Source organism: Lentzea sp. NPDC060358, assembly GCF_042725365.1.
GTDB lineage: Bacteria > Actinomycetota > Actinomycetes > Mycobacteriales > Pseudonocardiaceae > Lentzea.
Genome location: NZ_JBHXCW010000110.1, coordinates 1 through 24,555 on the forward strand (window position 1 = coordinate 1; position 24,555 = coordinate 24,555).

Sequence of the window (24,555 nt, forward strand, 5' to 3'; positions counted from 1 at the left end):
GTCCCACCCCCAACGCCCCCCGCCGCCCCGGTGGGCGCGGGCGCGGCCCGCCGTCAAGCTGCCGCAGCGCGGTCACTTCGCGGAGCGCCAGGCGAGCGAGTTCGAGACGTCCGTCTCGCGGTACGCAACGGCGTCCGGCACGTACACGACCGGCAACGACATGTCCTTCGTCTCGTACGTCATTTCGCTCCTCCTGCCCACTCGACCGTGGCATTGGGTCCCGCGAGCGGCAGCATGCTGGTGTCCAACCCGAACAGCGCGGCTGGCGTCATGTCTGTCGACAGGGGCGCGGGGCTGAGCCATGTGAGGCCACCATCGGCGTCGCCGACCTGAAATCCGTTCATAGGCTCGATGATCACCCGCTCCGAACGCCCCACCAGTCCGCCACGCCGCGCGTAGCCGCAGCTCAGAGGTAACGGACGGCTGCCTTGCTGCGACTCCAGAACATGGCCAGAAACCGCGTGGTCGAACTGGCAGAGTCGGCCGCCTCACTCATCGCCACCGCGGTCGTGATCGCGGCTGTGGTCTGGTTCCTCGGCTGGCGGGATACGGACGAGCCCCGATCCAGGCCGATCGATGCCGACACCTCCGGGTACGAGCAACGCCAGCGCGACAGCTATCAGCAGTACCTGATCGACGAGGGCAAGTTGCGTGAGCAGGAACGCCAGCAGGAGCTGGAGGACGCGCGCGACGAGGGCTACGAGAGCGGCTACGACGAGGGGTTCGAGGACAGCGACATGGACGGCTACTCGCCGGACGGTCCGTAGGGCGCCACGTCATCCAGTTCGCGCAGTGCGTCTCGCAGCTGCGCATCGGCGGCAAGCCGCTCTCGCACTCGACGGCGACCGGCGCGAGCCGCGGCACGCACGAGTTGTCGGCCGGCCAGCTCCGCCAGCTCGGCATCGGACGGCGACAGCTCGGGCCACAAGGCGCGCAGCTTGCGTCCTCGTTCACGCATCGAACTGCCCGGCGACGAGCAGTCCGAACACGTACGAGCTGAAGTCATCGCCGTCCACTACAGGCACCGCGTCCTGCGCGGCCAGCTCGGCGACGAGCCGCGCACGCTGTTGGTGCTTCTTCTTCGAGAAATCGCGCAGGCTCGAACCCGCAACGACCTCCAAGCGCACGTGCAACGCGACGATCGCCCGTTGATCCCGTCCCGCGCACAGCGCCTTCGCCAAGCGCCACAGCACATTCGACGTCGGCCGCTGTACGCCGCGCTCCAGGCGGCGGATGGTCGAGATCGAGACGCCGGAGCGCTCGGCGAGCGCCGGGATGTCGAGGCCTGCCCGAGTGCGTTCCACGGCGAGAAACGGTCCAAGCGTGGCGGCAAGCCGGTCGCGTTCGGCGCCGACGACGACGCCAGGCTTGGGCGTGGCAGAGGGGTCGCGGGGCGTACCGCGCGCGTGCGGTGCGCTCGTGTCGGTCATGAGTTCAGCGTGCGGTTCATCAGCGAAGGTCTGCACGAGGCGCGCCGAGCAGCAGACCTGTAGCTAGCATTTCCGGATGCTTGAGGAGTCGCCAAACACGCAAGACACCCAGCCGCGTCTTGACGCAGATGCGTTTACCTGTCCTCGATGTGGCGCGTTCGCCCACCAGCGGTGGTGGGCACTTGATGCCAGCGAGTGGCGGGAGGGCTCCGAACCTCAACGGCGAGTCCAAGCGGACTGGATCTGGAGCAAAGCAATCTGTTCTCGATGCGACAAGCCATCCGTTTGGCGCCACGATCAGTTGATCTACCCGCAAGCCCGCCTCGGCCCGAAGCCACACGAGAACATGCCCGATGATGTGCGGGAACTCTACGAGGAGGCACGCACAGTTGCCGCAGTCTCTCGGCGCGCTGGCGCAGCGCTGGCACGTGCCACGGTCGAGCGCTTGATCAAGACCCTTGACCCCGACGCTCCCAAGAGCGCCATGCTCGACAAGCGCATCGAGCGCATCCGACCAAGACTGACGCCGCAGACCGCGCAGCTTCTCGACGTCCTTCGCGTCACCGGCAATGGGGCGCTGCACGTTGACGACGACCCTGGCGAACTTGTCGTGATGGCCCTCGATGACGAGGAGGGACCCGCACTGCTGGAGCTGTTGCTGGAGACCGCAAACGACTTGGTCGAGGAGATGATCGCGCGGCCGGCCACCGTCGGGGGGCTGTGGAACAAGCTTCCGGAGGGCATCCGCAACCGGATCATCGGCGCGGGCGCGAACCCACAAGCCGACGCGACCTGATTGCCAGACCATCGCGTTCCGCACGATAGCGTCAGGCTGGCCCCGTATGCGGAACGCGATGGTCAGCGGACGTGCCGCCGCGCCACCTCCACGAACGCCCGCACCTTCTCCTCCATCGCGTCTGCGGCCTTCCGCACGGCGAGCGGCAGCGTGTACCGATCGAACGCGGGTGCGCCCTCAACATCGAACCGCACCTTGCCCAGTTCGCGATCCGCCTCGCGTACGGTCCGGGCGCAGGCGGCCAGCTTGTCCGGGCCGGACAGGTCGAGCAGGCCGACAACCTGCCGGATCTCGTTGCGCGCCGAGTAGTAGTCGTTCTCGATCGAGAACTCCTCGGACGCGTCCGCGACCTCGGCCCCCAGCGTCCGCCGCCGGTGCAGAGTGTTCAGCCGGATCAACGCCGAGCGGGCCGTGGTCGCAGCCTCTACCAGCCGGGCGCACCGCTCAGCCCGTTCCTGTCGAGACCGGGCACGAGCGGCGAACAGGGCCTTGACGGGCTCCAGCATCACGCCCAGCGCGACACCGCCGAGAGCGAACAGGCCGGTGATCAGTGGGGTCAGCATCAGACGGCCAGTTTGCGGGCGACCGTTGCGAACTCGTGCAAGACGTTCTCCAGGCCGCGGCTGACTTCGAGTACCGCTTTCGGGGGCCGATCCTTGTCGAGGAAGTCCCCGTCATCACCCGCAAACCGTGCGAAGCGAAGCGCCCGTTCGGCCTCCCACACCTTCATTGCGGACTCGACCAACTTGTCCGGGCCGCTCAGCCGAAGCAGGATCACCGTCTGCCGAAACTCTTTACGGGCCAACCGATACAGCCTGAGCAGCTCGTCCTCACGAGCCATGTCCGTTTCTCCTCCGGCCGCAACCCTGCGGTGTTCAAGGTTAAGCGCCAACACGCCCGCGCGGCAGTTCATCGCCGTCTCGATCAGCGTCGCGCATCGCGCAGCCCGCTCCTCGCGGACCCGTGCACGTCTTGCCGCACCAAGCTTGAGCGGTTCGACAAGGGCACCCACGGTCACGCCGCCGAGGGCGGCAACCGCGGCGATCAGGGCCGGCCAAACGGTGTTCATGCCGAAGGAGTCCGCAGGGTCGGCGTCGGTGTTACTTCAGCGCTTTCATGCCACGGCAACAGGAATCGTCGACTGGTGTGATGCCCTCGTGAGGTAACGGGTTCGTCGACAGCCCCGATTTCGCCCACATGCGCTCGCGTCAGACCATGCTCGGCATCGCAGTAGCCCTCGCGGCCGGATCGGCCGGCTGCTCGTCGCCGACCCCGGGAACGCCACTGCCCGCACCAGCGCCCGTGACCGTCGTGTCCACGGTGACCGTGACGCCCGTGCCCACGCGCCGCAAGGTCTTCGTCGCGGACGCTGTCGAGCGCGGCGTGATCCAGATCCTCAAGGACGAGTACAAGTTCTCGGACGTCGGCGAGGCGGTGTGCCCGGAGGACCAGACGGTCGCGCCCGGCAATTCGTTCGTCTGCGTCGTGACGGTCAGCGGTGTCGACAAGTCGGTGAAGGTCGTCGTGAAGTCGTCCGAGGGGAGCTACGAGGTCGGCCAGCCGCGGTGATCGGGTGTCGCTCCGCCAGCCGAACGGGACGCCGTCAAAGACCAACTCGTCGAAGATGGGCACATGACCACAAACGAAGACCAACAGCGGCTGGCTCGCCAGCGCGCGACCCGCGAGATGCTGGCGGCCGACGTCTACGCCGGTGCGCTCACGAACACCTTCCGCGGAACACGGCACGAAGCAGAAGCGGTCAGGCTCGCACGGTTGGTCGCCGACTCCGCCGTGGACGCCGCCATCCTTCGTCGGGGGGCTCATCGAAGCCCAGGCGCGACGAGGGCCGCTGACGAGGCTCAGCAGGTTGCGCAGTTGGAGCGGCAACGCGCCGATGAAGCCGTTGAGCGCTGGTTTGCCGAAGACGACGCAACCGACTGACGAGCTGTCAACGTAATCCACAGGCGTGGCAACGGCGCTGGCCAGAGGGTGGGCAGAACTGCAAGGACCCCACACATGAGATGAGAGAGAGATCATTAATAGAGGGCCCACGAAGGCCACCCGTATACGCACCCCTTGCACTTCTGCCCACCCCGTGGGCAGCAAGAAGCCCCGTTGCCGGTCGCGGCAACGGGGCTTCAGAGGCGATGGGCGGCTACTCGGTGACGCGGATCGGCGCGAGAACCACCCGCCGAACCTCATCCGCATACTCCGGCGAGAGTCGCCACGTGCCCGTGTCGACCTCGAACGGGTTGTGCGCGCCGACCGCCTCGACCACACCGCCTCCGACGACGGCCAGCTCCTCCAGGACCCGCCGCACGACGCGGCGGTCCAAACCGACTGCCCGCGCGAGCGGCGCGAGCTGCGTGGCCCCGGCGTGGCCCTTGTCCTCGTCGCGCCACTCGATCGCGGCCAGCCCCGCCAGACACCGAAACCGCTTGGCGGGCATCGAGTCCAGGGCCGCGCGCCGTGCCAGCGCGATCACCTCGTCCTCGGTGAACCCGAGGGCGGTCAGCCCGTGCGCGAGGGTCACGAGCTGCTTGAGCAGACGCCCGGCTCCCTCCACAGAGGCCTCGCCGACGATCTCCATCTGGCCGACCGCAGACCGGGGAACGCTCGCTCGGCCGAGCCGGGCCACCTCATCGACTTCCTCGATCGCGTCCAGCACCTGATCGGATAGCGCCACCTGGCGGTGGGCGGCTTGACCGGCGCGCACGAACTCGGCGGCGAGTTCTGCCGCTTCGGCACGCGCCCCGTTGTTGCGGTCACGAGCCTTCCTGGCCGCCGCGCGCTGGTCAGCGCGACTGGCATCGGGCACCCGCACGTAGAGCCAGCGCTCCCCGAGCGCCTGGTGGAACGCGAGCTGACGATCAATCTCGCTGGTGACTGCGCTGATGATCGTCAGCCTGCCCTGCCACCGGAGCTGACCGGGTGCGTTGCCGCCGGGCGCCTGCACGTCACGGGTGACCTCCCCGTCGAAGACCCTGCGCAGCAGGGCAAACACCTCGTCACGGCCGCCTCGCTGCGCGCCCGCGAGCAGCGTCGAGAAGTCGCCGAAGGTCACGACGCCGCGCGTCACGCGGGTCAGCAGGCCCACCGGCTTCGGCACCTTGCCTTTCGCCCACGTGAGCAGGCCTCCCGGGGTGATCTCGTCCAGCGACTCGGCCTGGACCTCCTTGAGCAGCTTGATCGCCTCGGTCTTGCCCGAGCTGGACGCGCCGACAACCTGCACCCACACCGGTTCCTGGTTGTCGTCGTCCACGGCGGTGACGGCCGCGCCGAGCGCGATCCAGAACGGCGCGAAGTCGTTGACGTGCAACCACTTTCGCAGTGCGGTGACCAGTTCGCGACGCAGCTCCGCCGGGTCGCCGACCGGGACCACCGCGATCCCGGCGGCCTCGGTCTCGTCGGTGCTCGACGTGATGCCGAAGAACTCGCGCGCCTCGACCTCGGTCGCGCCGTTGGCCTCCATGTACGCCGAGATCTCGACGGACGTCACGCGGAAGCCGTTCGGGTTCTCGCGTTCGGGCGGCGGCCACGGCGTGCGGGGCACCTGCATTCCCGCTCCCAGCCCGGATCGGATTGCGCTGGCCGCGCGGTCGTCTGGGTGGTTGCCCAGCCGTGCGGCGTCGGTGAGCGCGGTCTCGGCTTCGGTCTCCGTGAGCGCGCCGACTGCGACGAGCTGCCCGAGGGCGAATGCGGCCTTGTTGATGCCGTTGTTCTGCGTGCCATCCAGAGCGTTGACGATCGCGCTGCACTCCGCCTCGACGGCCCTGCGCACGTATGCGGAGAGCCGATCGTCATTGCCCACGATGGGCAGCCGCGTCACGCTGGCAGCGGCCTCAGGCGCTTTGGCCGGCAAAGGCGCTGGGACGTCCAGCAGGTCGAGCAGCCAGTCCGGCGCCTCGGCCAGCGGCGCGTCCACGGCCAGCGCGTAGCCGCCCTTGGTGCTGACAGACGGTGGCGCGACGACCTGTCCGCCCGCGCCTCGGGTGTCGAGGCCCGGCCCGAGCTTGCCCGCGCTGCTGCGCCACTCGCGGCCATCACGCCGTGTGCGCTGCGGCCAGCGAAAGCAGTAGTGCATGCCCCCGCTGCCGGTGACCACTGTCCGCGTGACGGGCAGCGGCCCGTACATGTCCTCTAGCGCGGTCAGCGTCGCGTCCCCGCCGTGGTCTGGGTCGACGTCGAGCACGAAGAGGTCCGACTCGGGGCCGGTCGCGATTCCGACTCCGGAGGACGGCGTCGCCGTCCACCAGGCGACGAGCTGGCTCGCGTCGGTCGTCGCGATGTCCTGCCATTGACGCAGCCGGGGGTGCTTTCCCTCAGACCCGCATGCCCGACCGCACGAGCACACTCCATCGTCGCCAACGTGGTGCAGTGGAAGAACTCTCCAGCCGCGCGCGGCATAGTCCAGAGCGGCCTGAAGCCGCTCGTTGCCGCCTGTCGCGAGTGCTGCGCTCATCGCGCGTCCTCCGCGTGCGCGGCCAGAACAGCCTGCCCGCGCAACGCCAGCGCGACATCCCGCGCCACCTCGGCCGGGACCACCCTGTTCTCCCCGAGCACCTTGTCTTTGCGGCCGATCGCAGCGACCAGTTCGGGCGTGATCTCGACCGCCGAGCCCGCGAACGGCACCGGTCGGCCATCGCCGTCGAGCGTCGGCCGCCAGTAGATGAACTCGAAGTGGTTGAGAAGCTGCTCGGACTCATAACGGCGCCGCAGGTCGGCGCGTTCGGATACCATTCAGGGGCCCATTCCGGATACCCGCCCTTTTGTTAACCGAGCTGTCTCGGCTAGCATCGGGGCAAGGTTCCTGTCGTCACGTGGCTGAAACCTTCGAACCCCGCTCCCCCGACGTTCACAGCGCCGGGACCCGGAGCGGGGTTTTCGCTTCTTACGCGGCGCTATTTCCGTTCGCCGCCTCGTACTCGGCCAGCAGCCGACGCGCGAGGGCCGCGCGCGCCTGAGCAGCACGGCTGGCCTTGGTCGCCGCCTCTCGCCGTTGCTCGACAGTGGTCCCGGCCCAGCGGGCGCGTCCCGCCTTCGCACGCTTTGCGCGCAGCTCGTCACGATCCATTGCCTTCTCCGTTCGCGCGGTGAATAACGAAAACCTATGGCGAAATCTGCTGGAAGTCGAGCATATCCAGCAATGTTCGGGAGTCAGGTTTAATCGGTTCGTCAAGTCCACGGAAAGCCGCAGGTCAAAAGAATCGCGCCGTATTGACTCGGTTAGTCAAAGAGCCGCGCCCCGACCTCAGGGCCGGGGCGTCGGTCCTCAGGAGCGCCGCCAGCGTCTCGGCGGAGGCTCCGGCACCGGCCGCTCGTTCACGGCAGGAGCCTCATCGGCGTCGAGTGCCGAGAGCTGTCGAAGAAGATCCGCCCGACGCTGCGCGAGGTCGGCATCTCGTGCACGACCTCGACGGTCGTCGTCGGCACGCGCCTCGTCCGCGACGGCCTCGCGCTCGGCTTCGGCACGCGCGTGACGCACGACGATCGCGAACGCCTCATCCAGGTCAGCCGCGGTGGGCTCGATGCCGAGCTGGCCGGCCACGTCCGTGCGCCGCAGCACTGCACGGACAGTCGGGACGTTGACCTGCACGTTGTTGCCGTCGCGACGGCCGTGGAGGCTGCCGTCCGGGCCGATGCCGACAGGTGAGAACCAGTCCTCGACGAGGCTCGCGAGCGTCATGGCGAACGGCGTCACGGACGCGCGGCCCGCGATCCGCTCGACGTCCTGGCGGAACTCGTGGTCCGATTCGGGGCCGCCGAAGTAGTCCGGCCGGGATCCGCCTTCGATCAGGTTCCCGCGCGACGTCACGGCCTGCTGGTTCGCTCCGAAGAGGCTCACGCGGCACCGCCATCAATCTCGAAGCCAGTCTGAGGCGCAGCATCCGCACGCGAGACGGCTTCTTGCGCCTCGCGTGCCTTGCGACGGGCGGTGACAGACTTGAGGGTCAGGCGAGTGAAGTACGCCCGGCGGGCAGCCTCCGCACGGCGTACGCGTTCGGGTTCAGGAAGCTCTCGCTGGGGATCGACCTCGTCCTCGAAGCGACGGTCGAATGCCGCACGCGCTACTGCGGTGGACTCCGTGCCGTCGGACGTGCGTGACCACCGCGTGTGGGCCGCGAGCCGGGCCTTCAAGGCCCGCTCGACAGGTGATAGCGCCATGGAAATTCCGTTCTACTAGCCGAATTTTCGGCACCGCAGGGCCTGAAGCCGCACCCTTGGGCGCGTGGCCAGACGAGCGTGGAACGGAACGACCCCATCGTACCCGAGCGCTGTGCTCACACCAATCAACAACCTTGACGCTCCACTCCAGACTGGAGCGAGAAATCGATGCGGCACAAAGTCTTTCAGAGTCGATCACCGAGGCCGAGGCGCTTGTGGGCGGCACGCGCACGCTCCTCGGCGGCGGACGCGCCGTAGCGGTCCAGCATTGCCTCGCTCGTCCAACCGGCCAAGCGCATCAGGTCTCGCTCTTGCCCGCCAGCCGCAAGCCACGAGTGCGCCCAGGAGTGCCGGAAGCGATGTGCGTGAAGGTTTGCGACCCCCGCCTCCTTCGCCCGCACCTCCAACATATTCGCCAGCCCGTCCGTCGTGAAGCCGCCGCGCTGGCCGAGCCAGAGCGCTTCGGTATTCGCGTGGCGATGCGTCCTGCGAATGCGGACGTACCGGTCCAGCGCTCGCGCGGTCTTCGATCCGAACGGCACGACGCGCGGCCGACTTCCCTTACCGATCACGAAAAGCACCTCGTGGTCGTCCAAGTCCACGTCTTCGACTCTCAGTCGCGCGCACTCAGAAATCCTCAACCCACAGTCGAACAAGACACGCAAGATCGCGTTGTCGCGACGATCCACAAAGGATGCTCCGGAGCACGTCTTCAACAGCCGAGTCATCTCGTCGTCAGTGAGGATCGGCACGGGCTTCGACGGAGCCACCGGCTGTTCCAATCCAGCCATCGGATCAGCCGGAATCTCACCCTCTGCCGCTGCCCAACGAGTGAAGCGTCGCATGCCTTTGTGCCGTGTCAGCACGGTCTGCGCACTGTGCTTCGCGTGCAGCGTCTCGAACCACGCGATGAGCGTGTGCTTCGTCAACGCATCCGCGTCCGGACGGCGCCCCTCTTGCTCCAGCCACTCCGAAAAGAACCGGATCGCCTGGCCGTAGATCACGAGCGTGCGCTCCGCCTTCCCTGCGGCGCGAAGCTCGCGCCGAAACGAGGCAGCAAGGTCAGCAAGAAGCTCAGCCATTGACATAGGTTATCCGGCGAGTTGACGCTATGCTAGATCATGCAGGACGTGAGTTCGACGAGTTTCCCAGCTCTAACGCTTCTTCCGAGAGGGTTGAACCCTCAACGGCTCTCCCGGCATCTTCGGGTAGTCCGGCGGGTAGGGCATCTCACCGCGCGGATCGGCCGCGTACCACTCCAGCAGCTTCTCGATCCCGAACGCCTCCGAGTCGAGCGCCGCGTGCGGGTCCCCGCGCTCGGCCAGGTAGGCGGGCACGGTCAGCACGTCGAAGTCGTCGGGGTCCACAGTGGACAGCTCGTCCCACGTCACCGGGGTCGACACGGTCGCGCGGGGCGTGCCGCGCACCGACCAGGCCGAGGCGATCGTGCGGTCGCGCGCGGCCTGGTTGAAGTCGATGAACACGCGCTCGCCGCGTTCTTCCTTCCACCACGCCGAAGTCGCGAGCGCCGGCGCGCGCTTCTCCACCTCGCGGGCGAGGGCGATCACGGCGTGCCGGACGTCGACGAAGTCCCACTCCGGCCGGATCCGCACGGCCACGTGGACGCCGCGGCCGCCCGAGGTCTTCGGGTAGCCGGTCAGGCCGGCGTCGGCGAGCACCTCGCGCAGCACGAGGGCGACGCGGGCGGCGTCGGAGAAGTCCGTGCCCGGCTGCGGGTCCAGGTCGATGCGCAGCTCGTCGGGGTGGTCCACGTCCGGGCGGCGCACCGGCCACGGGTGGAAGTCGAACGTGCCCAGGTTCGCGGCCCACACGACGACGGCCTCCGACGTCGGGCAGATCTCGTCGGCGGGCCGGCCGGACGGGAACCGCACCTGCACCGTCTCGACGTACTCGGGGGCGCCCTTGGGCACGCGCTTCTGGTAGAACGCCTCGCCCTCGACGCCGTCGACGAACCGCTTCAGCACCACCGGGCGGTCGCGCAGCACGGTCAGCAGGACCGGCGCGACCGTGCGGTAGTACTCGACCACCTGGCCCTTGGTGATGCCGCGCGCGGGGAAGTACGGCTTGTCCGGGTTGGACACCCGCACCAACCGGTCACCGACCTCGAGCTCGATCGCCTTCGACTTCGCAGCAGCCACGGCTGCACCCTAGAGCCCCTTCACGAACGCCGCGAGCGTGAGCTCGAAGCTGTCGCGGTCGAGCTCGCGGGCCACGCCGGGCAGCAGGTGGGCGCGGTCGAGGTGCGGGTAGCGGTCCGAGTAGTCGGCGGGATCGGCGGAGAAGCCGCTCGAGAACGAGCTCAGCGCCGAGCCGAACACGATGAACATCAGGCCCGCGGCGATCATCGTCGCCTCGCGGCGGGACCAGCCCGCGTCGACCAGGGCACCGTGCAGGATGTCGAGCCGGCGCAGGGACTCGTCGCGCCCGGCGGGGCCGTAGGCGAGGAACGGCACGATGTTCGGGTGTGACGACAGCGCCGCACGGTACGAGCGCGCGCATCGGAGCAGGCCCTCCCGCCAGTCGACGGTGAAGCCCGAGACGTCGACGGACGCCAGGATCGTCGACGCGATGTCGTTCAGCAGCTGGTCCTTGGTGCGGACGTGCCCGTAGAGCGACGCGGCCTGCACGCCCAGCTCGGCGGCGAGCTTGCGCATGGACAGGCCGTCGAGGCCGTCGCGGTCGATGACGGCCAGGGCCACCGACCTGATGCGGTCGGCGCTCAGCAGAGGGGTGCTCGGCCGGGGCATGTGGGTTAACCTAACACTGTTCGGTTAATCGGGAGGGGTCGTGGATCTGACGCTTTCGGACGAACACCGGCAGCTCAGGGAGCTGGCCCGGCGGTTCACCGACGAACGCATCGTCCCGCACGCCGTGCGGTGGGACCGCGAGGAGGCCATCGACCGGGACCTCGTGCCCGCGCTCGGCGAGGTCGGGTTCCTCGGCCTGGGCGTCGACGAGGCCGACGGCGGGTCGGGCGGCGACAACCTCGCCTACTGCCTGGTGCTCGAGGAGGTGGCCCGCGGCGACAGCGCCGTCCGGGGCATCATCTCCGTCTCGCTCGGGCTGGTCGCGAAGTCGATCGCGCAGCACGGCACCGAGGAGCAGAAGCAGCGCTGGCTGCCCGGCCTGACCAGCGGCGCGCAGGTGGGCTGCTTCGCCCTCACCGAGCCCGGCACCGGCAGCGACGCGGGCAGCCTCGTCACCACAGCCACCAGAACGGACGGCGGCTACCGCATCACCGGCCGCAAGGTCTTCATCACCAACGGCACGTGGGCCGACGTCGCGCTCGTGTTCGCCCGTACCGGCGGACCGGGCCCGAAGGGCATCAGCGCGTTCCTCGTGCCCACGGACACGCCCGGCTTCACCGCCACCGAGATCAAGGGCAAGCTCGGCATGCGCGGGCAGGCCACCGCGGAGATCGCGCTCGACGACGTCGAGGTGCCCGACGACGCCCTGCTCAGCGAGGAGGGCTTCAAGCTCGCGATGGGCGCCCTCGACAAGGGCCGGATGTCCGTCGCGGCGGGCTGCGTGGGCGCCGCGCGAGGGGCCCTCGAGGCCGCCCTGCGGTACGCGAAGGAACGCGAGCAGTTCGGCAAGCCCATCGCGGGCTTCCAGCTCGTGCAGGAGCTCCTCGCGGACATGGCCGTCGAGACCGACGACGCGCGCCTGCTCACGTGGCGCGTCGCCGACCTCGCGGACCGCGGGCAGCCGATCAGCACCGAGGCGTCCATGGCGAAGCTCTTCGCCAGCGAGGCCGCGGTCCGGGTCGCCAACAACGCCATCCAGGTCTTCGGCGGCTACGGCTACATCGACGAGTACCCGGTGGGCAAGTACCTCCGGGACGCCCGCGTCACCACCCTCTACGAGGGCACCAGCCAGATCCAGAAACTGCTCATCGGCCGCGCGCTCACGGGCGTGAACGCGTTCATCTGAGAGGAAAGCAATGGACTTCACGCTCGACGAGGAGCAGAAGGAGATCCGCGACTGGGTGCGGACCTTCGTGCGCAAGGAGATCGTCCCGCTGGAGCCCGAGGTCCTGCGCCGCGAGCGCGCGGGTCAGCCGGGGCTCACCAAGGAAGAGCTCAAGGCGTTGCAGGACAAAGCGAAGCAGGCCGGGTTCTTCGGCGTGCTGACGCCGCAGGAGTACGGCGGCATGGGCCTGGGCGGCGTGATGGCGGCGCTGATCGAGGCCGAGCTCGGCCGCAGCTTCGTGCCGTTCCGGTTCGGCGGCTACGCGGACAACATCCTGTTCCACGGCAACGAGGAGCAGAAGCAGCGCTACCTGCTGCCGACGATCTCCGGCGAACGGGTGTCGTGCTTCGCGATCACCGAGCCCGGCGCCGGCAGTGACGCCAAGGCCATCCGCACGACCGCCGTCCGCGACGGCGACGAGTGGGTCATCAACGGCGAGAAGACGTTCATCACGCAGGGCAACGAGGCCGACTTCGTGATGGTGTTCGCCGTGACGGACAAGGAGAAGGGCGCCGACGGCGGCGTCACGTGCTTCCTCGTCGACCGCGACATGGGCTGGAAGTCCGAGCCCATCCCGACGATGGGCCAGTGGGGCCCGGCGGCGCTGGTGTTCGACAACGTCCGCGTGCCGCACGAGAACATCCTCGGCGAGGAGGGCAAGGGCTTCAACCTCGCCATGCAGTGGATCGGCCAGGGCCGCTACCTGCTGCCCGCCCGTGCGCTCGGCAGCGTCGAGCGCCTGGTCGAGATGGCGATCGAGCAGGCCAAGAACCGCGTCACGTTCGGCCAGCCCATCGCCGAGTACCAGGCCATCCAGTGGATGATCGCCGACTCCGCGGTCGAGATCGAGGCGCTGCGCTGGCTCGTGCTGCACGCCGCGTGGCTCGTCGAGCAGCAGCAGGACTCGCGGCAGGCGCAGTCGATCGCGAAGCTCTACGGCGGCGTCAAAGCCAACGAGATCGTCGACCGCGTGCTCCAGATCCACGGCGGCATGGGCTACACCCGCGAGCTGCCGGTCGAGCGCTGGTACCGCGAGCTGCGGCTGCTGCGCATCTACGAGGGCACCGACGAGATCCAGCGCCGCACCATCGCCCGCAACCTGCTCAAGGGCCACGCCAGCGTGCGCGGCACGCTCGGCTAGCACGTGCTCGACCACGGCATCCTCGGCGTCGTCGAACGACAGGTCCGCACCTGGTCGTCCGGCGACGCCGAGGTGTACGCGGCGGCCGTGGGCGGCTTCTCCCCCGCGTTCGCCATCCCGCTGCTGCAGCACGGCGGGCCGCAGATCGGGCTGACCGGCGCCGACATGACCCAGGTCCTGCACGCCGAGCAGTCGCTCTGGCTGCACCGGCCGCTTCCCGCGCAGGGTTCCACCGTCGTCACCAAGACGGTCGAGCACATCTACGACAAGGGTTCCGGCGCACTCGTGGTGAGCCGCTGGGAGTCGGAGTACGCGACCACGCGCTCGTCGTGCTTCATCAGGGGCGAGGGCGGTTTCGGCGGCGAACGCGGCGAGACGCGGCAGTTCACCGTCCCGCAGACGCGCCACGAGGTCAGCCACTTCCGCACGACGGCCGACCAGGCGTCGCGCTACCGCGAGACCGGTGACGTGAACCCGATGCACCACGACCCGGAGTTCGCGCGCCGGGCCGGGTTCGCCGCGCCGATCCTGCACGGACTGTGCACGCTCGGCATCACCGTCGCCGGCCTGGAGTTCACCGAGCTGCACGCCCGCTTCACCGCACCCGTGACACCCGGCGACGAACTGCGGATCGAACGCTGGCCCACCGGCGAGTTCCGCACGTTCGCCGGTGACCACCGGGTTCTCGTCGGATCGGTGCGATATTCCCGCCGAACGTGAAAACTGTTCGGTGAATCAAGTGGTAATGGCAACACGCGGAAATGAACCATTCACCCGCCGGTCACGTGATCCCTTGTGAACACAGGCGAACACCACAGGGAGTCCCGATGCGGGTCGCGTCACGCACCGTCTTCGACTTCGTCCGGCTGAACGGCACCACCGCGCCGGTCGAGACCGAACTGATCTACCAGGCCGACGACCCGTACGCGGTGACCATGCGGTTCCACTCCGGCGGCTCGGTGGCGACCTGGATCATGGGCCGGGACCTGCTCGCCGAGGGCATGGGGATGGCCACCGGTGACGGCGACGTGAGAGTGCGCCCGCACTCCGGCCGCACGCTGGTGCTGGAGCTGCTCTCCGACCGGCACGTCACGGTGTTCCGCCTCCCGGCGACCACGCTGCGCAAGTTCCTCGCGGCGACCTACCGGCTCGTTCCCCCCGGCACGGAGCACTTCGACGCGGACGCGTTCCTGAGCGCCGTGCTGCGCTGACGCCCGCTAGCGGTTCAGGCTCGTCAGCATCTGCGCGCACACGCGCGAGAGATGGCGCCGCATCACCGTCGACGCACGCGCGGCATCGCCGTCCTCGACCGCCTTCACCAGTTCGTCGTGGTCGTCCATCGACGCGTGCTGGTGCGGCGGGTCGTCCTCCAGGGCGCTGCGCAGGAGCACCACGCGCTGCTGCACCAGCCGCACCTGCTCGGCGATCTGCGGGCTGCGGGCCGCGTCCAGCAGCGCCTGGTGGAACGCGAGGTCGAGCCGGTACGGGAACGGCTTGCCGGTCTGGTAGTGGCGGCGGCTCTCCGCGCAGACCTCGTGCAGCCGCACCAGGTCGACATCCGTGCGGCGGGAGGCCGCCAGCTCGGCCGCGGCGCACTCCAGCGCGGTGCGCAGCTCGAACAACGCGCGAACGTCGTCGGCATCGGCATCGGTCACGAACGCGCCCCGGTGCGGGACCAGGGTGAGCAGGCGCTCGGAGGCCAGGTGCCGGATCGCCTCGCGCAGCGGGCCGCGGCTGATGCCGAGCTGCTGCGCCACCTCGACCTCGTTGACCCGCGAACCGGGCGGGATCTCCCCGGTCAGCACCTGCTCGCGCAGCACGTCCACGGCCTGCCCGGCGAGGCTGAGGTGCAGAGGGGGTGTCACCTTCGTCTCCTGATCTGGACGGCACCGGCCGCCCACCCGTTAAGCTAGCGACCATGTCAACTGTCGACAGTTGGCAGTTTCCGCGAGTGCAGGAGGGGCGACATGGGACACGAGGTTCTGGCCGAGGTCTGGCGGGGCGACTTCCTGGAGTCGGTGCACCACGGCACCGTCGTCGCGACCGATGCGTCCGGCTCCCCCGTCCTGTCCGTCGGGCGGCCCGGCGACGTGGCGTTCCCGCGCTCGTCCAACAAGCCGCTGCAAGCCCTCGCGATGCTCCGCGCCGGTCTCGACCTCGACGGCGAGCTGCTCGCCCTGGCCTGCGCCTCGCACTCGGGTGAGGACTTCCACGTCGGGGGCGCGCTGCGGATCCTCGCGTTCGCCGGCCTCACCGAGGACGCCCTGCGCTGCACGCCCGACCTGCCGCTCGGCGAGCAGGCCCGCGCCCGCCACCTCGCGCAGGGCCTCGAAGCCGCCCCGAAGTACATGAACTGCTCCGGCAAGCACGCCGCCATGCTCGCCACCTGCGTCGTCAACGGCTGGCCGACGGACAGCTACCTCGACCCCACGCACCCGTTGCAGGTCGCGACCCGCGAGACCATCGAGGACGTGGCCGGCGAGCCCGTCGCCCAGGTCGGCGTCGACGGCTGCGGCGCCCCGATCTTCGCCATCAGCCTCACCGGCCTCGCCAGGGCGTTCGGCCGCCTGGCCGGCGCGCCGGAGGGCACCCTGGAGCACCGCGTGGCCGCCGCCATGAACGCCCACCCGCAGTGGGTCGGCGGCACCGGCCGCGACGTGACGGCCCTGATGAGCGCCCTGCCCGGCGTCATCGCCAAGGACGGCGCCGAGGGCGTCTACGCGGTCGGCCTGCCCACCGGCGGCGGCGTGGCGCTCAAGATCGCCGACGGGTCGTCGCGGGCCCGCGCCGTGGTGGTCGTGGCCGTGCTCAAGCGGCTCGGCGTCGACGTGAGCGGGATCGAGGACCTCGCGACCGTGCCGGTCCTCGGGCACGGGCGCGCGGTCGGCTCCGTGCGGCCGTCACTCGCCGTGGCCAGCTGAGGTTCGCCACACCGAATTCATCACCCCCAGCGACTAAGCTGGGGGTTATGGGTGATTCGAAGGACGAGCGCGAGAAGTTCCGGGAGGAACTGATCGGCCTCGACCCGCACGACCCCGAGACGAAGGCGTTCGCCGAGCACCTCGACCGGATGAACCGGCAGCGCCCCGGCTACACCGTCGAGGGGTACCTGGAGGGCGTCCAGGACTTCGCCGACTCGGCGAACCGCACGACCGGTCACCAGCGGCTGGTCGCCGTCCTCGTCGTGGGCCTCATCCTGCTCGGCGTGATCCTCACCATCTGGTTCGCGCTGGGCGACATCGTCACCATCATCTTCTGATCCGGGCGACCCCTTAACGGGGTCTTACGGCCGCGCACGGGCGATCGCCGCCGGGAAGCCCAGCGGCCTGGGCGGAGTTATAAAGAGACATGGAACCTGTTGTCGGCACCACCCCCAAGGTCGTGCGTTCCGAAGAGGAATGGCGCGCCCAGCTCAACCCCGCCGAGTACGCGGTGCTGCGCCAGGCAGGCACCGAGCGCCCGTGGACGGGCGAGTACACCGAGACCAAGACCGAGGGCCTCTACGAGTGCCGCGCCTGCGGGGCCGAACTGTTCCGCAGCGACACCAAGTTCGACTCGCACTGCGGCTGGCCGTCGTTCTTCTCGCCGCTCGCGGGCGAGTCGGTCATCCTCCGCGAGGACCGCACCCTCGGCATGAAGCGCGTCGAAGTGCTCTGCGCCACATGCCACAGCCACCTCGGGCACGTTTTCGAAGGTGAGGGCTACCCCACCCCGACGGACCAGAGGTACTGCATCAACTCCGTCTCCTTGAAACTCGTTCCGTCCGAATAGGAGACTGGGTCCCGGAGTCCGGTTCAGCACGAGCCGGCCCGACCTGGGAGGCACCATGCACTTCTTCGGCACCGATGGCGAAGGCTCCGGCGGAGTCGACGGCGGCTCCTCGAGCTGACCCGCCCCGTGCGCCGGTGCTGCGAAGAGTGAGCACCGGCCACGAAAAGTGACTGCGGCCGGACAACCCTAAGGCTTCGTCAACAGGGCTTGTGAGCCTGTGGCCCGGACCACACCATGGACTTCACCGAAGCATTTTCGGGGTGGTCAGGGGGTGGTTCGCATGCAGAAGCCGTGGGGGTTGTCCGGACCGGAGTTCCTTCAGCTGTACTGGATCGGGCTGGCACTGGCCGTGCTGGTCGCGATCGTCGTCCGGGTGCGTGCCCGTGCCGGTCGCGGCGACCAGCCGGTGCGGACGCTGGACATGGACGAGCTCGCGTACCTCGCGGGCGGCCCGAGGCGCGTCGTCGAGACGTCCCTGGCGCGGCTGCTCACCGCGGGCGAGCTCCGCACTTCCCGCCGCGGCACCGTGCAGGCCACGTCGGACACGAGTTCGCGCAACGCCGTCGACCGCGCGGTCATCACCGACAGCCGGCGGTACACGAACCGCACCGTGAACCTCCTGGTGCCGGCGGTCGCCCAGGACGAGGCCGTCCTCTCGATCGGCCGGCGCCTCGAGGCGATGGGCCTCGTCATCAGCGCCGAAGCCGCGAAGAGCGCGCGGCGCAAGGGATCCATCGCGCTGTGGGTGCTGCTCGCGATCGGTGTGGCCCGCTGGGTCAACGGCATCGCGATCGGCGCGCCCGTCGGGTGGCTGACCCTCCAGCTCGTCCTCACGGGGCTGCTGGTCGTCCTGCTCACCCGCGGCGGCAAGAACGTCCGCACGAGCAAGGGCAGCCGCGTCCTCGACGAGGCGCGCAGCTCCCGCAGCCGCTCGGCGATGCCGGACGAGGCCCTGTACGCGGGCGCGGCCGGGCTCGTCCTGTTCGGAGGCCTCACCGTCTATCCGGACATCGCCGTGCGCAGCTCGCTGCTCGCCTCCTCCGGTTCCGGCGCGGGGTACAGCAGCAGCAGTGGCAGCTACAGCTCGTGTTCGTCCAGCTCGTCCTCGTGCTCGAGCGGGAGCAGCTGCGGCGGGGGCGGCGGGTGCGGTGGCGGCTGCGGGGGCGGCAGCTGACCGGTCTTCTTCAGGTAACGCCGGGAACCCGGGGGTAGATCTCACGTCGAAGGTGCATCGGCTGGAGTGAGGGGAGCGCTGATGGCCACGTCTTCGGCACCGCACCAGGTCGTCTGGTCCGCGGAGGAGATCGGGTTCCTGGCAGGGGGGCCGGGCAGGGCGGTGGAGGCCGCGCTGGCCCGGTTGGTGGACGGCGGTCTCGTGCGCGTCTCCCGCGAGGGCCTCGTGACCGCCGTCCACCAGAACGGCCACGGCGCCACGACCCCGATCGAGGCGTACGTCCTGTCCGGACTCCACGGCGCCGCACGCCCTCTCCGGCAGCTCGTGCAGGTGTCGGCCGCCAGCCACGAGATGGGCGGCCTGCATCACAGCCTGGTGGCGCGGGGGCTGGTGCGCGCCGGGTGGGGCAAGCCGCGCGGAGGCGTCCGGGCCCTGCGGGCGGTGCTGATCGTGCTCGCGGTCCTGTCGCTGCTGGGGGTCGTCCTCTTCGACGGCCGGAACATCCTGCTCACGGTGGTGCTGCTGGTGCTCGTCTTCCTGCTGCGCACCAGGGGCAGGCTCACCGCGTCGGGCAGGAGCGTGCTCGCGCACGCGTCCCGGAACCAGCGGGGCGGCCCGGACGTCGTAGCGCTGCACGGCCTGAACCGGGGCGCGAACCGCCCGCGGAAGTCCACGTCGGACAGCGGCAGCAGTTGCTCCACGACCTACGGCTACTACGACCACCACCACAGCGGCTGCGGCAGCTCGTCGAACTGCTCCGGCAGCAGCTGTTCGAGCAGCTCCAGCAGTTGTTCCAGCAGTAGCAGCAGCTGCAGCAGTTCGAGTTGCAGCAGTTCCAGCAGTAGTTGCGGCAGCTCCAGCAGCTGAGGGGGAAACGATGGTCACACCGACCGCGCAAGGGGTGCAGCAGGCCCCGGAAGAGCTCGGCTACCTCGTCGCCGGACCGGCCAGAGCCGCCGAGACCGCGGTGGCGCAGCTGCTCGACACCGGCCTGCTCCGCGCGTCGCGCGACGGCCGCCTGTCCGCAGTGCACCAGAGCCACCACGGCGCGACCACGCGGGTCGAGGCCCGCGTCCTCGGCAATGTGCGGCAACCGGTCGCCCTGAACAAGGTCGTGAAGGCCGCGGCGAAGAGCTCCGAGATGGAGTCGCTGCACCGCCGGCTGATCGACCAGGGGCTGATGCGCAAGGGCCGCCGCCGCATCGCGGCGTGGTGGCTCGTCCTCGTGATCTCGGGTCTGCTGTTCGTCCTCAGCTTCAGCGACCCGGCGATCCTCGTGCCGGCGGTGGCACTGCTGGCGCTCGGCCTCTGGTTCCGCGGCCGCGGCCCGGTCACCCGCGCGGGCAAGGCGGCCCTGAAGGGTGTCACCGCGAGCGACCGGGTCCGCGCGGTGGCCCTCTACGGCTTCGCGGGCCGGGTGTCCGGCGAGTACGTCGGAGACCTCTTCGAGCTCCCCCGCGCCGCGGTGAACGCGATCCCGCTCAAGCGCGGGAAGCGCCCGCCCCGCCGCGGCGGTGGCGGTGGCGGCGGCTGCGGTGCCGCCGTGGCGAGCTGCGGCAGCGGGTGCGGCAGCAGCGGCTGTGGTAGCAGTGGCGGGAGCAGTTGCTCGTCCGGCGGCAGCAGTTGCGGCGGTGGCGGGGGCTGCGGTGGCGGCGGAGGAGGCGACTGATGGCGGGCATCAAGGACCTGGGCGTCGGCATCGGCTGGCGTTCGGAGATCGACCTGACCGTGGAACGGCTGCCCGGCGTGGACTTCGTCGAGGTCGTCGCCGAGAACCTCCACACCGGACACCTGCCGGAGTCGGTGACGCTGCTGCTCGAACGCGGCATCCCGGTCCTGCCCCACGCCGTGTCGCTGTCGCTGGGCGGCGCGGAGGAGCTCGACCTGAGCCGGGTCGAGCATCTGGGCGCCGTCGCCGAGGCCGTCGGCGCGCCGATGGTCAGCGACCACGTGTGCTTCGTGCGGGCCGGCGGACTCGACTCCGGTCACCTCATGCCGGTGCCGCGCACCAGGGACGCGCTCGACGTGCTCGTCGCGAACGTCAGGCTCGCGCAGGCCAACCTGCCGGTACCGCTCGCCCTGGAGAACGTCGCCGCGCTACTCGAGTGGCCCGACGGCGAGCTGTCCGAGGGCGAGTTCCTGGCCGAGCTGGTCGAGCGCACGGACTGCTGGCTGCTCGTCGACGTCGCGAACCTCTACGCCAACGCCCGCAACATCGGCACCGACCCCGAGCGGTTCCTCGACGAGATCCCGCTGGAGCGCCTGGCCTACGTGCACGTGGCCGGCGGCGTCGAGCACGGCGAGGTCTACCACGACACGCACGCGCACGCGGTGCTCCCGGAAGTGCTCGGGGTGCTCGACGAACTGTGTTCCCGCGTGAATCCGCCCGGCGTTCTGCTGGAACGCGACGACAACTACCCGTCCGACACCGAAATCGCGTCGGAACTGGCCGCGATCCGCGCCGTCGTGGACAAGCACCGTGGCTGAAATCGACGACTCCTCGGCCGCCCGCGAAAGGCTCGCGTCTCAACAGGCGGCACTGTTGAATTCATTGCTCGCGAACGGACCCGCGCCCGCAGGATTCGACGAACAACGCCTCGACGTCGAACGCCGCGCGTTGCTGTCGAAACGGCGCGGCATCGTGCGGATGCTCGGCCCGTCCGTCGCCGACGAGCTGGGCGACCGGTTCCGGCCGCTCTTCGACGCCTACGCGTTCGCCCACCCCCGTCGTGCGGGCTCACGCGCGCGCGAGGATGCCGCACAATTCGCGCAATGGTGCCGCGAAACGGGGGAACTGCCGGACAACCGCAAGTCGTACTGGAAGTTCTGGCGGTCGGACTGACGGCGGGACCCCTCACCGAGAATAGCCCGTTCAGCCCTGTGTGCCCCCTGGCCGCCGTCGATAACGTTCGACACCGTCGGGGGGCTTTTTCGATTGTCTTCGCACCACCGCGGAAGGCCCTTCCGGCCTGCGCGGACCACAGCGCGCAGCAAATTCGGCCCACGAGGGGATTCGAATGCGCGGTAAATCGAAACTGCTGGGCGCCGCCCTCACGGCGCTCGCCCTGACAGCGGTGCCGGCGGTCGCGACGGCCGCCCCGCCCGCACCGGGGAAGCCGACCGACGAGGTCACCCTCCTCACCGGCGACCGGGTCCTGCTCGGACCGGGTCAGCAGGTGGTCGCGATCCGGCCGGGCGAGGGCCGCGGCGGCATGGACTTCAGAACGCACCGCGGTCCCGACGGGCACACGGTGGTCATCCCGGAGGACGCGTTCGGGCCCCTGGCGGCGGGCCGGCTCGACCGCAGGCTCTTCGACGTGACCACGCTGCTCGAGTTCGGCTACCGCGACCGGATGCCGCTGATCGTGGCCGGCAACGGCAGGATCGGCGCGCGCACCGCGGGCGACTGGAGCTCGCTGCGGTCCTCCGGCGACAAGATCTGGCTCGACGGCATCCGCAGGCCGAGCCTCGACCGGTCCGCCGCCCAGATCGGCGCCCCGGCCATCCACCAGCGCGGCATCACCGGCAAGGGGGTCAAGGTCGCCGTCGTCGACACCGGTGTCGACGAGAAGCACCCCGACCTGGCCGGGCAGCAGATCGCCGAGAAGAACTTCACCACCGACCCCGACATGACCGACACCATCGGCCACGGCACGCACGTCGGCTCGACCATCGCGAGCCACGACGCGAAGTACCGCGGTGTCGCGCCCGGCGTCCAGCTGCTCGACGCGAAGGTCTGCACCACGGCCGGATGCCAGGACTCGGACGTCCTCGCCGGCATGCGCTGGGCCGCCGAGCAGGGCGCCCAGGTCGTGAACATGAGCCTCAGCGGCCCCGACACCCCGGAGCAGGACCCGCTGGAGCAAGCGGTCGACGAGCTCACGGCACGGTACGGCACGTTGTTCGTCATCGGGGCGGGCAACTCCGCCTCACCCGGCACGGTCGGCTCGCCGAGCACCGCGGAAGCCGCCCTGTCCGTCGGTGCCGTCGACCGCGACGACCAGCTCGCCCCCTTCTCCAGCAAGGGTCCCCGCACGGGCGACAGCGGACTCAAGCCCGAGGTGACCGCGCCGGGCGTCGGGATCGTCGCCGCCGCGGCGAACACGAACGGCGGCCACGTCGCGGCCAGCGGCACCTCCATGGCGACCCCGCACGTGGCGGGCGCCGCGGCGCTGCTGCGCCAGGAGCACCCGGAGTGGACGCCCGCGCAGGTCAAGTCGGCTCTCGCCACCACGGCCCGGCCCACGGCGGGCGTGAGCGCGTTCGACCAGGGGCACGGGCGGATCGACGTGGCCAAGGCGTCCGAGCAGGTGCTGACCGGCGACACCACGGTGAACCTCGGCCGGCACGAGTGGCCGCACGACGACGACAAGCCCGAGACCAGGCCGATCACCTACACCAACCCGACCAGCGCGCCGATCACCCTCGACGTCAAGCTCACCAGCTCCGCACCGCGGGGCATGTTCACCCTGGGCGCGTCGAAGGTCACCGTCCCCGCCGGGGGCACCGCCTCCGTCGACGTCACCGGCGACACGCGAGTGGGCACGCAGGCCGGCGCGTTCTCCGGCGAGGTGGTCGCCACGTCCGGCACGCACACCGTCCGCACGCTCGTCGCCGTCGACCGGGAGAAGGAGGCCTACACCCTCGCGATCGACCTGACCGGCCGCGACGGGCAGGACCCCGCGGACTCCGTCACGTTCCTCGTCGGCCTCGACAACGACGTGGTGCAGGTCGTCGGCGGCGAGGGCGACGTGAAGCTCCGCCTGCCCAAGGGCACCTACGTGCTCGACACGACGATCGGGTCGGACGAGGGAATGGACGTGCTCGTGCAGCCGGACGTGCGGCTCACCGCCGACACGGTGGTCGAGCAGGACGCCCGGCGCGCGCGGCCGTTGTCGATCACGCCACCGGACGCCCCCGGTGCCAACGTGGTCGGTGAGCTGTCGTGGCGGCGGACGATGAACGGCCGGACGGTGGCGTCGACGGCGGTCGCGCACGGCGGCTTCGACGGAATCGCGGTGGCCCAGGGCGGCGGGCCGCTGTCCCCGGCGGAGATGGCGTCGCTGGTGACGCTGCAGACCGACTCCGCGACCGACCCCGCCACGTTCTACCGGCTCTCGTACCCGATCGCCGGCGGCCTGCCGGACGGGTTGACGCGGGCGCCGCAGAAGAAGGACCTGGCCCGCGTCGAGTCCGCGATCGGCGGCCTCGCACCGGGCACCACCGCCACCAAGGGCGAGCTCCCGGCAACGGCGCTCGGCCTGTACGGCGGCGGGGCCCTCTACCGGGTGCCGGAGGGCGGCAGGACCGTCGACTACGTGACGACCGAGGACCTGCGCTGGCAGTCGCTCGTCATGAGCACCCACCCCGGTGGCGCGCTGGCGCAGGTCACCTCCGGGTACCGCACCTACCAGGCGGGGCGGACCTACCAGGAGCGGGAGAACCGGCCGGTGCACTCACCGGCGCTGCCGGAGTCGCCGTACCCGTTCGCCACCCGCTCGGGCACCCAGCTGTACCTCGGCGTCCCGCTGCTGAGCGACGCGACCGGCGGCATCGGTTACTCCACGATGGACAGTGCGCGGACCACGTTGCGCCGCAACGGGACCCTGGTCGGGGAGATCGCCTCGACGGGCGGGACGTTCACGGACGTGCCGCCGGCCCGGGGCGACTTCCGCGCCGAGGTGACCCTCGACCGGAGCTCGCAGTTCGCGTTCAGCACGAAGGTGTCGGCGGCGTGGACGTTCCAGTCGCAGGGCGTGGAGGGCCGGCGGGACGCCCTGCCGCTCTCGGTGGTGCGGTTCGCGCCGAAGCTCGACGACACCGGCGCGCTGCCCGCGGGAACGTTGCAGCGCATCGGGTTGAGCACGCAGTCGCAGGGCGACACGGGCGCGGTGCGCATCACCGGCGTCCAGTACTCGCACGACGACGGCGGGACGTGGCGTCCCGCGGGCGTGACCGGCGACAGCGCGCTGGTCCACCACCCCGCGGGCGCGCAGTGGGCCTCGGTGAGGGCCACCACGACGGACGCGCACGGCAACACGTCCGAGGTGACGGTGCTCCGCGCCTACCGGCTCGGCTGACCGGG

The 24,555-nt window shown here is 70.1% G+C and carries 28 protein-coding genes and 1 pseudogene; 17 read left to right on the plus strand and 12 right to left on the minus strand.

Annotation, left to right across the window (positions count from 1 at the left end):
* Window positions 1–179: 179 nt before the first annotated feature.
* Window positions 180–344: a hypothetical protein gene (locus ACFWGZ_RS22755; protein ID WP_382453566.1), complete on the minus strand. Its 165-nt coding sequence runs from the start codon at window positions 342–344 to the stop codon at window positions 180–182.
* Window positions 345–446: 102 nt separating this feature from the next.
* On the opposite strand from ACFWGZ_RS22755, the gene ACFWGZ_RS22760 reads away from it, so the two are divergent.
* The gene (locus ACFWGZ_RS22760) at window positions 447–767 is read left to right on the plus strand and encodes a hypothetical protein (RefSeq protein WP_382453567.1); all 321 of its coding nucleotides are present in this window, start codon (window positions 447–449) and stop codon (window positions 765–767) included.
* Window positions 768–950: 183 nt separating this feature from the next.
* On the opposite strand, the gene ACFWGZ_RS22765 is transcribed toward ACFWGZ_RS22760, so the two are convergent.
* On the minus strand, window positions 951–1,430 hold the full coding sequence (locus tag ACFWGZ_RS22765) for a helix-turn-helix domain-containing protein (RefSeq protein WP_382453568.1): 480 nt from the start codon (window positions 1,428–1,430) through the stop codon (window positions 951–953).
* Window positions 1,431–1,776: 346 nt separating this feature from the next.
* Between ACFWGZ_RS22765 and ACFWGZ_RS22770 the strand changes: the two genes are divergently transcribed.
* Window positions 1,777–2,226, plus strand: a complete 450-nt coding sequence (locus tag ACFWGZ_RS22770; RefSeq protein ID WP_382453593.1) for a DUF4145 domain-containing protein — start codon at window positions 1,777–1,779, stop codon at window positions 2,224–2,226.
* 62 nt (window positions 2,227–2,288) lie between these two features.
* Here ACFWGZ_RS22770 and ACFWGZ_RS22775 read toward each other — a convergent pair whose 3' ends face one another.
* Window positions 2,289–2,789, minus strand: a complete 501-nt coding sequence (locus ACFWGZ_RS22775) for a hypothetical protein (RefSeq protein ID WP_382453569.1) — start codon at window positions 2,787–2,789, stop codon at window positions 2,289–2,291.
* Window positions 2,789–3,295: a hypothetical protein gene (locus tag ACFWGZ_RS22780; protein WP_382453570.1), complete on the minus strand. Its 507-nt coding sequence runs from the start codon at window positions 3,293–3,295 to the stop codon at window positions 2,789–2,791. The genes ACFWGZ_RS22775 and ACFWGZ_RS22780 overlap by 1 nt, the downstream gene beginning before the upstream one ends.
* Window positions 3,296–3,528: 233 nt before the next feature.
* Between ACFWGZ_RS22780 and ACFWGZ_RS22785 the strand changes: the two genes are divergently transcribed.
* Window positions 3,529–3,795, plus strand: coding sequence for a DUF4333 domain-containing protein (locus ACFWGZ_RS22785; RefSeq protein WP_382453571.1), 267 nt, complete (start codon window positions 3,529–3,531; stop codon window positions 3,793–3,795).
* 63 nt (window positions 3,796–3,858) lie between these two features.
* Window positions 3,859–4,167, plus strand: coding sequence for a hypothetical protein (locus ACFWGZ_RS22790; RefSeq protein WP_382453572.1), 309 nt, complete (start codon window positions 3,859–3,861; stop codon window positions 4,165–4,167).
* A 214-nt stretch (window positions 4,168–4,381) separates the two neighbouring features.
* On the opposite strand, the gene ACFWGZ_RS22795 is transcribed toward ACFWGZ_RS22790, so the two are convergent.
* From ACFWGZ_RS22795 to ACFWGZ_RS22825, 7 genes are all read right to left on the minus strand, one after another.
* Window positions 4,382–6,688 carry a bifunctional DNA primase/polymerase gene (locus ACFWGZ_RS22795; protein ID WP_382453573.1) on the minus strand — a complete coding sequence of 769 codons (2,307 nt, stop codon included), beginning with the start codon at window positions 6,686–6,688 and terminating at the stop codon, window positions 4,382–4,384.
* Window positions 6,685–6,966, minus strand: coding sequence for a hypothetical protein (locus tag ACFWGZ_RS22800; protein ID WP_382453574.1), 282 nt, complete (start codon window positions 6,964–6,966; stop codon window positions 6,685–6,687). Before ACFWGZ_RS22800 ends, ACFWGZ_RS22795 begins: the two co-directional genes overlap by 4 nt.
* Window positions 6,967–7,117: 151 nt before the next feature.
* The gene (locus tag ACFWGZ_RS22805; protein WP_382453575.1) at window positions 7,118–7,300 is read right to left on the minus strand and encodes a hypothetical protein; all 183 of its coding nucleotides are present in this window, start codon (window positions 7,298–7,300) and stop codon (window positions 7,118–7,120) included.
* A gap of 198 nt (window positions 7,301–7,498) precedes the next feature.
* A complete protein-coding gene (locus ACFWGZ_RS22810; RefSeq protein ID WP_382453576.1) occupies window positions 7,499–8,041 on the minus strand; it encodes a hypothetical protein in 543 nt (180 codons plus the stop codon).
* 535 nt (window positions 8,042–8,576) lie between these two features.
* Window positions 8,577–9,473, minus strand: coding sequence for a tyrosine-type recombinase/integrase (locus tag ACFWGZ_RS22815; protein ID WP_382453577.1), 897 nt, complete (start codon window positions 9,471–9,473; stop codon window positions 8,577–8,579).
* 72 nt (window positions 9,474–9,545) lie between these two features.
* Window positions 9,546–10,550: a non-homologous end-joining DNA ligase gene (ligD, locus tag ACFWGZ_RS22820; RefSeq protein ID WP_382453578.1), complete on the minus strand. Its 1,005-nt coding sequence runs from the start codon at window positions 10,548–10,550 to the stop codon at window positions 9,546–9,548.
* 9 nt (window positions 10,551–10,559) lie between these two features.
* A complete protein-coding gene (locus tag ACFWGZ_RS22825) occupies window positions 10,560–11,159 on the minus strand; it encodes a TetR/AcrR family transcriptional regulator (protein ID WP_382453579.1) in 600 nt (199 codons plus the stop codon).
* A gap of 40 nt (window positions 11,160–11,199) precedes the next feature.
* Between ACFWGZ_RS22825 and ACFWGZ_RS22830 the strand changes: the two genes are divergently transcribed.
* The 4 genes from ACFWGZ_RS22830 to ACFWGZ_RS22845 all read left to right on the plus strand — a co-directional run bounded on the left by ACFWGZ_RS22830 (window position 11,200) and on the right by ACFWGZ_RS22845 (window position 14,736).
* A complete protein-coding gene (locus ACFWGZ_RS22830) occupies window positions 11,200–12,345 on the plus strand; it encodes an acyl-CoA dehydrogenase family protein (RefSeq protein WP_382453580.1) in 1,146 nt (381 codons plus the stop codon).
* Between the two features lie 10 nt (window positions 12,346–12,355).
* Window positions 12,356–13,525: an acyl-CoA dehydrogenase family protein gene (locus ACFWGZ_RS22835; protein ID WP_382453581.1), complete on the plus strand. Its 1,170-nt coding sequence runs from the start codon at window positions 12,356–12,358 to the stop codon at window positions 13,523–13,525.
* A 3-nt stretch (window positions 13,526–13,528) separates the two neighbouring features.
* Window positions 13,529–14,245, plus strand: coding sequence for a MaoC/PaaZ C-terminal domain-containing protein (locus ACFWGZ_RS22840; RefSeq protein WP_382453582.1), 717 nt, complete (start codon window positions 13,529–13,531; stop codon window positions 14,243–14,245).
* Window positions 14,246–14,352: 107 nt separating this feature from the next.
* The gene (locus tag ACFWGZ_RS22845) at window positions 14,353–14,736 is read left to right on the plus strand and encodes an SsgA family sporulation/cell division regulator (protein WP_382453583.1); all 384 of its coding nucleotides are present in this window, start codon (window positions 14,353–14,355) and stop codon (window positions 14,734–14,736) included.
* Window positions 14,737–14,742: 6 nt separating this feature from the next.
* Here ACFWGZ_RS22845 and ACFWGZ_RS22850 read toward each other — a convergent pair whose 3' ends face one another.
* Window positions 14,743–15,390 (minus strand): GntR family transcriptional regulator, encoded by a 648-nt coding sequence (locus ACFWGZ_RS22850; RefSeq protein ID WP_382453584.1) that lies wholly within the window; start codon window positions 15,388–15,390, stop codon window positions 14,743–14,745.
* 102 nt (window positions 15,391–15,492) lie between these two features.
* On the opposite strand from ACFWGZ_RS22850, the gene ACFWGZ_RS22855 reads away from it, so the two are divergent.
* From ACFWGZ_RS22855 to ACFWGZ_RS22895, 9 genes and pseudogenes are all read left to right on the plus strand, one after another.
* A complete protein-coding gene (locus ACFWGZ_RS22855) occupies window positions 15,493–16,446 on the plus strand; it encodes an asparaginase (RefSeq protein WP_382453585.1) in 954 nt (317 codons plus the stop codon).
* A 47-nt stretch (window positions 16,447–16,493) separates the two neighbouring features.
* Window positions 16,494–16,784, plus strand: a complete 291-nt coding sequence (locus ACFWGZ_RS22860) for a hypothetical protein (protein ID WP_382453586.1) — start codon at window positions 16,494–16,496, stop codon at window positions 16,782–16,784.
* A gap of 89 nt (window positions 16,785–16,873) precedes the next feature.
* Window positions 16,874–17,296 (plus strand): peptide-methionine (R)-S-oxide reductase MsrB, encoded by a 423-nt coding sequence (gene msrB, locus ACFWGZ_RS22865; protein WP_382453587.1) that lies wholly within the window; start codon window positions 16,874–16,876, stop codon window positions 17,294–17,296.
* 280 nt (window positions 17,297–17,576) lie between these two features.
* A complete protein-coding gene (locus ACFWGZ_RS22870; RefSeq protein ID WP_382453588.1) occupies window positions 17,577–18,470 on the plus strand; it encodes a TIGR04222 domain-containing membrane protein in 894 nt (297 codons plus the stop codon).
* An 81-nt stretch (window positions 18,471–18,551) separates the two neighbouring features.
* The gene (locus ACFWGZ_RS22875; RefSeq protein ID WP_382453589.1) at window positions 18,552–19,337 is read left to right on the plus strand and encodes a TIGR04222 domain-containing membrane protein; all 786 of its coding nucleotides are present in this window, start codon (window positions 18,552–18,554) and stop codon (window positions 19,335–19,337) included.
* Window positions 19,333–20,139, plus strand: a pseudogene (locus ACFWGZ_RS22880) (TIGR04222 domain-containing membrane protein); the annotation flags it as partial. The gene ACFWGZ_RS22875 and the pseudogene ACFWGZ_RS22880, both read left to right, overlap by 5 nt.
* On the plus strand, window positions 20,139–20,957 hold the full coding sequence (locus tag ACFWGZ_RS22885; protein ID WP_382453590.1) for a DUF692 family multinuclear iron-containing protein: 819 nt from the start codon (window positions 20,139–20,141) through the stop codon (window positions 20,955–20,957). The pseudogene ACFWGZ_RS22880 and the gene ACFWGZ_RS22885, both read left to right, overlap by 1 nt.
* Window positions 20,950–21,312, plus strand: a complete 363-nt coding sequence (locus tag ACFWGZ_RS22890) for a hypothetical protein (protein WP_382453591.1) — start codon at window positions 20,950–20,952, stop codon at window positions 21,310–21,312. Before ACFWGZ_RS22885 ends, ACFWGZ_RS22890 begins: the two co-directional genes overlap by 8 nt.
* A gap of 175 nt (window positions 21,313–21,487) precedes the next feature.
* Window positions 21,488–24,550 carry a S8 family serine peptidase gene (locus ACFWGZ_RS22895; protein ID WP_382453592.1) on the plus strand — a complete coding sequence of 1,021 codons (3,063 nt, stop codon included), beginning with the start codon at window positions 21,488–21,490 and terminating at the stop codon, window positions 24,548–24,550.
* Window positions 24,551–24,555: the final 5 nt, after the last annotated feature.